Genomic DNA, 10,118 nt, shown 5'->3' with positions numbered 1-10,118 from the left:
GGCCCCGGGGGACCGGCGCGCCTCCCGTCAGGACTCCGGTCCGGCGGACGCGGTGCCGGCGCCCGTGCGCCTGCGGCTCAGGTACAGCGCGGCACCGCCGGCGCAGACCGCGATCACGGCCGCGGCGACCAGGCCGAACAACGCGCTTCCGGTCGTCGGCAGCGCACCGTTCGCCCCGTCCGGCCGGCCCGGCTTGTCGTCGCCCGGCCCGCCCCCTCCCGGAGCGGTCGGCCCGGCGCTCGGCGGATCGGTCGGCTCCGCGGGGTCCGTGGGGCCGGCCGTCGGCCCGACCGGGGGCTCGGTGGGCGTGCCGCCGCCGTCCGGCACCGTGGCCTCCTCGCCCACGACGATGCGGCCGGAGCCGCCCTCGGGATACGCCTGCGCCGTGACCCGGCCCTCCAGGGTGTCGGTGAGCAGGCGTTCCAGGGCCACCTGGTAGGTCGCCCCGACGACGGTGAAGGGGGCGTCCCGGAACGGGTACATGTCCCCGCCCCTGGCGGAGAAGTCGTTGGTGACCACCGTGACCGGATCGCCGTCGACGACCTCGCCGTCCCGCACGAGGACGGTGCCGTCGTGCAGGATCACGTTGCGCACCCGCTCGCCCGGGGTCGTCACGGTGCCCGCGTCGTCCACCGCCTGCGCGGTGCGCGCCGGGTCGTACGCGAAGTTGACCCCGGCGACCTGCATGAACGCCCCGCTGGCCGCGGGGGCGGCGGCCACGCCCTGCTCCAGCAGCTCCTTGACCTGGGAACGCGGGAGGTCCGGGACCACGGCCACCTGGTTGGCGAACGGCGCGACGGAGTAGGTGTCCAGCGCGCTCAGCGGCCCCGCGGGGAGCACCGACGCGTTGCGGATACCGCCGCCGTTCTGGATGCCGATCTGCGGCTCGGGCACCCCGTACTCGCCGGCGTTGCGCCTCCCGGTGTCCAGCAGCCCGTCCGCGACCAGGTTGCCCAGGTTCGTCTCCCGGGTGCGCACACCCGGGTTCTGGACCCCGTCGAGGTCGACCTCGCTCAGGGCCACCTCGGTCTCGGCGAGCTGTGCGACGTGGTCGGCGACCGGCCCGGTCACCTCGGCCTCGACCCCGGGGTGGGGGGAGACGGCGTCGGCGCCCGCACCGGACACGCGCACCGGCCCGGAGCGCTCGGAGACCGACACCAGGTCGCCCCCGTCGAAGTTGACGACCAGGCGGCCCACGTACTTGTAGTTCGACCCGGCGGTCACGATCGGGACCGCCGTGCCGTCCGGGGCGGTGGCGACCAGCGGGTAGGCCAGCGGCTCACCCGTCTCCGGGTGGGCGGTGACCTCGTCCCCGGGCACCAGGACGTCGTCGGGGCCGGCCATCACCTCGTGGCCGCCCCCGGCCACGATGGCGTCGACGCCGGTCAGCTCCCGGGCCACACGTTCCTCGTAGGCGATGTTCTGCAGGTGGGAGATCATGATGATCTTGTCGACGCCCTCGCCGGTCAGCCGGTCGACCTCGGCCTGGACCGGGACGACGAGGTCCTCGACCACCACCCCGCGCGGGCTGGTGACGGTGGCCAGCGGGGGGTAGAGGGCGCCGACGATGCCGACCCGCTCCCCCGAGACCTCGACCACGGTGCTGGGGGCGATCCGGCCCGCCGCCTCCTGGGCCGCCAGGGCCGGCTCGGCCGAGACGTCCACGTTCGCGGCGACCACCGTCGTGTCCCCGGTGAGCTGGTCCACGAAGTCGGCGTACACGTCCGGGCCGAAGTCGAACTCGTGGTTGCCCATGGAGATCGCGTCGTAGCGGGCGTGGTTGGCGGCGATGGCGTCGTAGGAGGGCGCACCGTCCTCCTGGGAGGCGGCGAACTCGGGCCCGGGAAGGTACATGTCACCGGAGTTGACGGTGACGACACCGCGCTCGCGGGCCTCGTCGGCCCCGGCCTCCGCGCCGTCGCCCTCGGTCTCCCGGAGCCGGTCGAGCAGCGTGGTGAAGCGGGCCGCGCCGCCGAAGTCGTCCTGGCCGGAAGCGGAGAGCAGCTGGGACTCGGGGTCGTTGGCGTGGAGGATCGTCAGTGTGAAGTCGGGGGGACCGTCGGGGGCCGCGGGCCGGACCGCGGCCGAGGCCGACGGCAGCGGAACCGCGAAGGCGCCCACCAGCATCAGCGCCGCTGAGGCGCGCACGAGTCTGGACATGTCTGCGGGACTCCTTCGGGGGAGCGGCGGGGGATCCGCCTGCGGCGGGCGGGGGCCGGGGTGGACCGCCCTGGAGGGGTGAGAAGGATCGGGCACGTGCCGAGGGGTTACGATGTGCGGAATCTGCGGTGCGGACCGGGGATTTCGTCCCAGCCGTATCGCCTTGTACAGCTTCTCATGCCCCCCATCATCACCCCCGGTGACCGCCGTCGCCCCCGACGCGGGGGAGTGTCGGGGAATTCGCCGCCCGATCCCGCGCCCGGCGGGCCGGCCGCCCCTACCATGGGGGAGGCAAGTTCGCTCGACACCCTCGGAGGACGTCAGTGTTTCCCTCTGGCCAGGACCCGTACGACCCCAACGGGGCGCAGGGCGGAGGCGACGTCCCGCCGCAGCGGGGGCTCCCCGACTTCGGCGCCCGCTTCGACGCGCTCCGCCCCGACGCGCCGCTGCCGAGGAAGGTGGCGGTCGTGCGCACGCTGATGTACATCGGCGGCGCCTGCGGCCTCGGGCTGACGGCCCTGTTCCTGCTGGGGCTGAGCGTGCCCCAGGAGGTGATGGCCGACGCCCTGCGGCAGCAGGCGGACCTCGCCGCCGAGGAGGGGGTCGAGCTCGCGGTCAGCGTCGAGATGATGCGCTCCATGATGATCACCATGGCCGCCGTGACCGGTGTGTACGGACTGCTGTCCACGCTCCTGGCCGGCCGGATCCGGCAGCGCACCGTCGGCGTCTTCTGGGGCGTGGTGGCCTTCCAGACCGTCGCCGGGGGCCTCCTGCTGTGGAACCTCGTCCTCGGCGACCTGATCGCCGCCGTCCCGCTGGGCTTCGCGGTCACGATGATCGCCCACATGTTCTCCCGTGAGGGCCGCGCCCACTACGGGCTCCTCTAGGGCGTGTTCCGCGGACACTCGCCCTGCTGCGCGTCGCCCCGGCACGCCCCTCGCGGAGTTCTCATCTGTCGACAGGACCCCACCCCGACTCCTTCTTCGGCCTTGCGATGAACGCACCGGATGCGCCGCTCGCGACGGACAGCATCCACGGAACACGCCCTAAGCCCGTTCCGGGGCGCGCCGCCGCGGGTGCTACGGGGCGGACCCGTCCGCCCCCGCGTCCGGGGCGGTGCGGCCGAACAGGCGCGGCCCCTCGCGCGGGGGCTGCGGCGGGCGCACCGCCACCTCCGTCCACCTGCGCTCCAACAGGCGGCGCACGGCCGCGGCGCCCGTCCCGGGCGAGGCCTCCCCGCCGTCCGGCGGGCGCACCCCGCCCTCGGGGGACTCCAGGGCCAGCGCCTCCCGGAGCAGCTCCGCGGAGTCCGGCCTCTCGTCCGGGTCCTTGGACATCGCGGCGAGCACCAGCCGCTCCAGGCCGGGCGGCAGGTGCTGGAGGTCGGGCTCCTCGAACATCACGCGCCGGGCCATCTCCTTGAGGTCCGCCCTCCCGAACGGGTCGTGCGCCACCGAGGCGAACGCCGTCACCGCCCCCCACAGGAACACGTCGGCCTTCTGCGTCGTGGGCCGGCGCTGGTACTGCTCGGGGCTGATCCACCCGGGCGTTCCCAGCCGGTCCACCGTCGAGGAGACCCGCTCGTCCGCCAGGGTGTCCGGTGAGGGCAGCCCGAGGTCGCGGTAGGCGCGGCGCATCCGGCGCAGCCGGATCCACTTGGTCGGGTCGGGGTCCTCCACGGGATGCGCGATGCCGAAGTCGAGGATCTTGGGTCCGGTGGGGGAGAGCACCACGTTGCTCGGCTTGAGGTCGCGGTGCACCACCCCGGCCGCGTGGACGGCACGCAGCGCCTCGGCCGTGCCGACGGCCAGGCCCAGCAGCATGCCCCTGCGCAGGCGCCCGAACCGCTCCACGTGGTACCGCAGGGTCGGCCCGGGGACGTACTCGGTGATCATCCACGGCAGGTCCGCCTCCACGTCGGCGCGCACGAACCGCGCCACCGAGGGGCTGTTCACCCTGGAGAGCAGGCGGGCCTCGAGCGCGAAGCGCTCGCGGAACCGGCGGTCGGCGGCCTGACCCGGGTGGACGACCTTCACCGCCAGGTAGCCCTGCACGCCGGGGGAGTCCGCCGCGTACACGGTGCCCATGCCACCGGAGCCGATCCGGCCGCGCACCCTGTGCCCGCCGATCTCGCGGGGGTCCCCGGGCTCCAGGGGGTCGAGCCTGCGTGCGCCTCTGGCCTTCATGGACGCTCCCTTGTCGGTGGGGGCTGCTGCGCCGGAGTCTATCCGCGGCCCCCTCGGGGCCGGTCGGCACGCGCCGCACCCCGGCTCCCGGCGGCCCGCACGCCGGGGGCGCCGGACCCTCCGGAACGTCGTCGCCCTCTGGCACTGTCGGGGGCGAGAGGAAGGCGACGCCATGACACCCGGACAGTTCATCGACGCGGCGCTGTGGTTCCCCGAGGCCGACGAGAGCGAGCCCTTCGGTCCCGGCGCCCTGGTCTACAAGGTGGCGGGGCAGAAGATGTTCGCCCTGCTCACAGGGGGGTCCGACCAGGGCGGCGAGGACGACGCCCCGGCCACGGTCAACCTCAAGTGCGATCCCGGCCTGGCCCTGGAGCTGCGGGACCGGTACCCGGCCGTCACCCCCGGTTACCACATGAGCAAGAAGCACTGGAACTCCGTGCTCCTCGACGGCACCGTGCCCGACGACGAGGTCGCGGAGATGCTGAGGCACTCCTACGTCCTGGTGGCGAGTAGCCTGCGCAGAGCCGACCGCGACCGCGTGCTCGCCGTGCTCGGCGACGACGCGCCGGACCTCGGAGGGGCGGGCACGGCGACACCGGAACAGGCGTGAACGCGCCCGGTCCACGGGAGAGGAGGGCGACCACGTGTCCGACGGAACCTTCCGGCCCGCGGTCGTGCAGGGTGTCCTGGAACGCATCACCTACGCCAACGAGGACAACGGGTACACCGTCGCCAAGGTCGACACGGGGCGGGGCGCGCACGACCTCCTCACCGTCGTCGGATCCCTCATGGGGGTCCAGCCGGGAGAGGCGCTGCGCATGCACGGCCGCTGGGGGTCGCACCCCCAGTACGGCAGGCAGTTCCACGTGGACGACTACACCACCGTCCTGCCCGCCACCGTGCAGGGCATCCGCCGCTACCTCGGCTCGGGCCTGATCAAGGGCATCGGCCCCAAGATGGCCGAGCGCATCGTCGGGCACTTCGGCACCGAGGCGCTGGAGGTCATCGAGGAGCACCCCGAGAGGCTCGTCGAGGTGCCCGGCCTCGGACCCAAGCGCACCAGGCTCATCGCGGACGCCTGGGAGGAGCAGAAGGCCATCAAGGAGGTCATGGTCTTCCTCCAGGGGGTCGAGGTCACCACCTCCCTCGCCGTGCGCATCTACAAGAAGTACGGCGACGCCTCCGTCGACGTCGTGCAGAAGGAGCCGTACCGCCTGGCCACCGACGTCTGGGGGATCGGCTTCAAGACCGCCGACACCATCGCCCGGGCCGTGGGCATCCCGCACGACAGCCCGCAGCGGGTGATGGCCGGGATCCAGTTCACCCTCTCGGAGTCCACGGGCGACGGCCACTGCTACCTCCCCGAGGAGAAGCTCATCTCCGCCGCGGTGAAGATCCTCCAGGTGGAGGCGGGCCTGGTGATCGAGTGCCTCGCCGAACTCGTCGCCGCCGAGGGCGTGGTCCGCGAGACCGTGCCCGGCCCCGCGGGCGAACCCGTCCGCGCCGTCTACCTGCTGCCGATGCACCGCGCCGAGATCGGCCTCACCTCGGGGCTGCGCTCGCTGCTCGCCCACCCGGCCGACCGCATCCCCGCCTTCGCCGGAGCGGACTGGGACGTCGTCATGGACTGGCTGCGCAAGCGCACCCGTGCCGACCTCGCCGAGGCCCAGCGCGAGGCCGTCCGGCTGGCCCTCACGGAGAAGGTGTGCGTGCTCACCGGCGGCCCCGGCTGCGGCAAGTCCTTCACCGTCGCGTCCGTCGTCACGCTGGCCGCTGCCAAGCAAGCGAAGATCATCCTCGCCGCGCCCACGGGGCGGGCCGCCAAGCGCCTCACCGAGATGACCGGGATCGAGGCGCGCACGGTGCACCGGCTCCTCGAACTCCGGCCGGGGGGCGACGCCGCCTTCGACCGCGACAACCCCCTCGACTGCGACCTGCTGGTCGTGGACGAGGCGTCGATGCTGGACGTGCTCCTGGCCAACAAGCTGGTCAAGGCGGTGCCGCCCGGGGCCCACCTGCTGTTCGTCGGCGACGTCGACCAGCTGCCGTCGGTCGGGGCGGGCCAGGTCCTCAGGGACCTCCTGGCCGAGGGCTCCCCCGTCCCCAGCGTGCGCCTGACCCACGTCTTCCGGCAGGCCCAGGACTCCGGCGTCATCACCAACGCCCACAGGATCAACGGCGGGGAGCCGCCGCGGTTCGAGGGCATGGCCGACTTCTTCCTGTTCCCCTGCGAGGAGTCCGAGGACGCGGCGCGGATGACCGTGGACGTGGTCGCCAACCGGATCCCCCGCAGGTTCGGCCTCGACCCGCGCCGGGACGTCCAGGTGCTCACCCCCATGAAGGGCGGGCCCGCCGGGGCGGCCAACCTCAACACGGTGCTCCAGTCCGCGGTGACCCCCGCGGGCGACCACGTCCCGGAGCGCCGTTTCGGCGGCCGGGTCTTCCGTGTCGGCGACAAGGTCACGCAGATCCGCAACAACTACGACAAGGGCGAGAACGGGGTGTTCAACGGGACGCTCGGCGTGGTCGAGGGCATCGACGCGGTCGCCCAGGAGATCACGGTGCGCACGGACGAGGAGGAGGAGATCGTCTACGACTTCGCGGAACTGGACGAACTCGCCCACGCCTACGCCATCACCGTGCACCGCTCCCAGGGCAGCGAGTACCCCGCCGTGGTCGTCCCCGTCACCACCAGCGCCTGGATGATGCTCCAGCGCAACCTCCTCTACACGGCCGTCACCAGGGCCAAGAGGCTGGTCGTCCTGGTGGGGTCCCGCCGGGCCCTGGCCCAGGCGGTCCGCAACGCCTCCTCCGGCCACCGGCACACAGCCCTGGCACACCGGCTCCGGGCGGCCCCGGCGGGCGCCTGAACGCGGGCTCCCCACCGCCCCGGCCCGAGGGGCGGAGCCGCCGCCCTGCGCGCCGCCGGGCCTTACTAGGCTGGCGGGCGTGGAACACGTGGAGCAGCAGACCCTGGTCGTGGTGGGCGCGGTCGTCATCCGGGACGGCCTGGCGCTGGCCGCCCAGCGGGCCGACCCCCCGGCCCTGCGGGGGAGGTGGGAGTTCCCCGGCGGCAAGGTCGACCCGGGGGAGACCCCGGCCGACGCGGTGGTCCGCGAGTGCCGGGAGGAACTCGGTGTGACCGTCCGGCCCCTCCACAGGATCGGTGAGGACGCGCCCTTCCCCGCTCCCGGCCCCTCCCGGCCGAGGCCCGCCGTGCTCCGGCTCTGGCGCGTCGAACTGGTCGCCGGCGAGCCCGAGGCGCTGGAACACCTCTCCCTGCGCTGGCTCACCGCCTCCGACCTGCGCACCGTCCCGTGGCTGCCCGCGGACGTCCCCTTCCTCGACCTGATCGCACCCCTGCTCGCACCGGGGACAGCCGTCCACCCGTAGGCTGTACCCACCGGTCCGTCCGCGACCGGGGCCCGTGCCCGGCCTCCGCCGGCGCCCGGGACACGCCCCGGCGGACGCCGGAGAGCACCACCCCGGTACCGCCCTCGCCCGGTCGAGCGGTCGGCGCCGGGAGGGAAACGGGCTCGGGGAAGAACCGGGCGTCCCACCGCGTCGAAGACTCGGACCCGCGGCGACGCACTCGGAACCTCCGCGGACCGACCCCGTGCCACCGTTCCCGGACCGGTACGGCCGTCCGTGAGGTGAACGCGGGGTGGCCGGCGCCGGCGCCGGGCGGTCGGGGGTGACCGGGGTGACCCGCACGTTTCCCAACCAGACCACTATGACCGCATAAACTGGCAACGGGCCGTGGCAATCTGCGGTCTCTTCCCAGTACCAGGAGATCGAGACTTTCCCATGTCCAGCGCTACGCCCGTCGAGGGCTCCGCACGCCGCAGCGACCTCCGCAACGTCGCGATCGTGGCCCACGTGGACCACGGCAAGACGACCCTCGTTGACGCCATGCTCTGGCAGTCCGGTGTGTTCCGTGAGAACCAGGACGTCGACGACCGGGTGATGGACTCCAACGACTTGGAGCGCGAGAAGGGCATCACCATTCTCGCGAAGAACACGGCCGTCCACTACACCACGCCCGAGGGCGAGGACGTGGTCATCAACATCATCGACACCCCCGGCCACGCCGACTTCGGCGGCGAGGTCGAGCGCGGCCTGTCCATGGTCGACGGCGTCGTCCTGCTCGTGGACGCGAGCGAGGGTCCGCTCCCGCAGACCCGCTTCGTGCTCCGCAAGGCCCTCCAGGCCAAGCTCCCCGTCATCCTCGTCATCAACAAGGTCGACCGGCCCGACAGCCGGATCGCCGAGGTCGTGGACGACACCTACGAGCTGTTCATGGACCTGGACGCCGACGAGTCGCAGATCGAGTTCCCGATCGTCTACACCTGCGCCCGCGACGGCAAGGCCTCCCTGGAGCGTCCCGAGAACGGCACCGTGCCGGAGAACGACAACCTCGTTCCGCTCTTCAGCACCATCCTGGAGACCATCCCGGCCCCGGAGTACATCCCGGACGCACCCCTCCAGGCCCACGTCACCAACCTGGACGCCTCCCCCTTCCTGGGCCGCCTCGCGCTCGTCCGGGTGCAGCAGGGCGAGCTCCGCAAGGGCCAGCAGGTCGCGTGGATCCGCACCGACGGCAGCACCCAGCAGGTCAAGATCACCGAGCTGCTGATGACCGACGGGCTGGAGCGCAAGCCCGCCGAGAAGGCTGGGCCCGGCGACATCGCGGCCATCGCCGGCATCGAGAACATCATGATCGGCGAGACCCTCGCCGACCTGGAGAACCCGGTCCCGCTCCCCCTGATCACGGTGGACGAGCCGGCCATCTCCATGACCATCGGCACCAACACCTCGCCGCTCGTCGGCAAGGTCAAGGGCTCCAAGGTCACCGCCCGCCTGGTCAAGGACCGCCTGGAGAAGGAGCTCGTCGGCAACGTCTCCCTGCGCATCCTGCCCACCGAGCGGCCCGACACCTGGGAGGTGCAGGGCCGCGGCGAGCTGGCCCTGGCCATCCTGGTCGAGCAGATGCGCCGCGAGGGCTACGAGCTGACCGTCGGCAAGCCGCAGGTGGTCACCAAGGTCATCGACGGCAAGGTCCACGAGCCCGTCGAGCGCCTCACGGTGGACGCCCCCGAGGAGTACATGGGCGCCATCACCCAGCTGCTCAGCGTCCGCAAGGGCCGCATGGAGAACATGGTCAACCACGGCACCGGCTGGGTGCGCATGGACTGGCTGGTCCCCTCCCGCGGCCTCATCGGCTTCCGCACCGAGTTCCTCACCGAGACCCGGGGCACCGGTATCGCCCACCACGTCTTCGAGAAGGTCGAGCCGTGGTTCGGTGAGCTGCGCACCCGTCCCAACGGGTCCCTGGTGGCCGACCGGGCGGGCGTCGCGGTGCCGTTCGCGATGTTCAACCTCCAGGAGCGCGGCACGCTGTTCGTCGAGCCCACCACCGAGGTGTACGAGGGCATGATCGTCGGCGAGAACTCGCGCTCCGACGACATGGACGTCAACATCACCAAGGAGAAGAAGCTCACCAACATGCGCTCGGCCACCGGCGACGAGCTGGTGCGCCTGGTGCCGCCGCGCAAGCTGTCCCTGGAGCAGGCCCTGGAGTTCTGCCGCGAGGACGAGTGCGTCGAGGTCACCCCCGAGCACGTGCGCATCCGCAAGGTCGTCCTCGACCAGAAGGAGCGCGGCCGGACCGCGGCCAACAAGAAGCGCCAGCAGCAGTCCTCGTAGGGCGTACGGGGTCGCACACGGTGGGCGGGTCGCGGACGCGCCCCCCCCCCCCGGCGGTGTGCCGCC

At 72.8% G+C, this 10,118-nt stretch carries 7 protein-coding genes; 5 read left to right on the top strand and 2 right to left on the bottom strand.

Annotation, left to right across the window (positions count from 1 at the left end):
- Positions 1-27: 27 nt before the first annotated feature.
- Positions 28-2,160 carry a bifunctional metallophosphatase/5'-nucleotidase gene (locus ACWGL3_RS28000; protein ID WP_267948227.1) on the bottom strand — a complete coding sequence of 711 codons (2,133 nt, stop codon included), beginning with the start codon at positions 2,158-2,160 and terminating at the stop codon, positions 28-30.
- A 323-nt stretch (positions 2,161-2,483) separates the two neighbouring features.
- Between ACWGL3_RS28000 and ACWGL3_RS27995 the strand changes: the two genes are divergently transcribed.
- A complete protein-coding gene (locus ACWGL3_RS27995; protein WP_267948228.1) occupies positions 2,484-3,047 on the top strand; it encodes a hypothetical protein in 564 nt (187 codons plus the stop codon).
- 192 nt (positions 3,048-3,239) lie between these two features.
- Here the strand turns inward: ACWGL3_RS27995 and ACWGL3_RS27990 are convergent, their stop codons facing one another.
- On the bottom strand, positions 3,240-4,346 hold the full coding sequence (locus tag ACWGL3_RS27990) for a serine/threonine-protein kinase (protein WP_452461978.1): 1,107 nt from the start codon (positions 4,344-4,346) through the stop codon (positions 3,240-3,242).
- 172 nt (positions 4,347-4,518) lie between these two features.
- On the opposite strand from ACWGL3_RS27990, the gene ACWGL3_RS27985 reads away from it, so the two are divergent.
- The 4 genes from ACWGL3_RS27985 to typA all read left to right on the top strand — a co-directional run bounded on the left by ACWGL3_RS27985 (position 4,519) and on the right by typA (position 10,052).
- On the top strand, positions 4,519-4,956 hold the full coding sequence (locus ACWGL3_RS27985) for an MmcQ/YjbR family DNA-binding protein (protein WP_267948230.1): 438 nt from the start codon (positions 4,519-4,521) through the stop codon (positions 4,954-4,956).
- A gap of 34 nt (positions 4,957-4,990) precedes the next feature.
- Positions 4,991-7,216, top strand: a complete 2,226-nt coding sequence (gene recD2, locus ACWGL3_RS27980) for an SF1B family DNA helicase RecD2 (RefSeq protein WP_452461977.1) — start codon at positions 4,991-4,993, stop codon at positions 7,214-7,216.
- A gap of 88 nt (positions 7,217-7,304) precedes the next feature.
- Positions 7,305-7,739 carry a (deoxy)nucleoside triphosphate pyrophosphohydrolase gene (locus ACWGL3_RS27975; protein ID WP_267950255.1) on the top strand — a complete coding sequence of 145 codons (435 nt, stop codon included), beginning with the start codon at positions 7,305-7,307 and terminating at the stop codon, positions 7,737-7,739.
- Positions 7,740-8,153: 414 nt separating this feature from the next.
- A complete protein-coding gene (gene typA, locus ACWGL3_RS27970; RefSeq protein WP_267948232.1) occupies positions 8,154-10,052 on the top strand; it encodes a translational GTPase TypA in 1,899 nt (632 codons plus the stop codon).
- Positions 10,053-10,118: the final 66 nt, after the last annotated feature.

The organism is Nocardiopsis sp. NPDC055824 (genome assembly GCF_053616335.1).
The sequence above is the reverse complement of the archived record's forward strand: the minus strand, read 5'-3'. Positions and strand labels throughout refer to the sequence as shown.

Coding starts and splice junctions, on each gene's coding strand:
- ACWGL3_RS28000 (WP_267948227.1), bottom strand. CDS start 2,160: ATGTCCAGACTCGTGCGCGCCTCAGCGGCGCTGATGCTGGTGGGCGCC.
- ACWGL3_RS27990 (WP_452461978.1), bottom strand. CDS start 4,346: ATGAAGGCCAGAGGCGCACGCAGGCTCGACCCCCTGGAGCCCGGGGAC.
- ACWGL3_RS27985 (WP_267948230.1), top strand. CDS start 4,519: ATGACACCCGGACAGTTCATCGACGCGGCGCTGTGGTTCCCCGAGGCC.
- typA (WP_267948232.1), top strand. CDS start 8,154: ATGTCCAGCGCTACGCCCGTCGAGGGCTCCGCACGCCGCAGCGACCTC.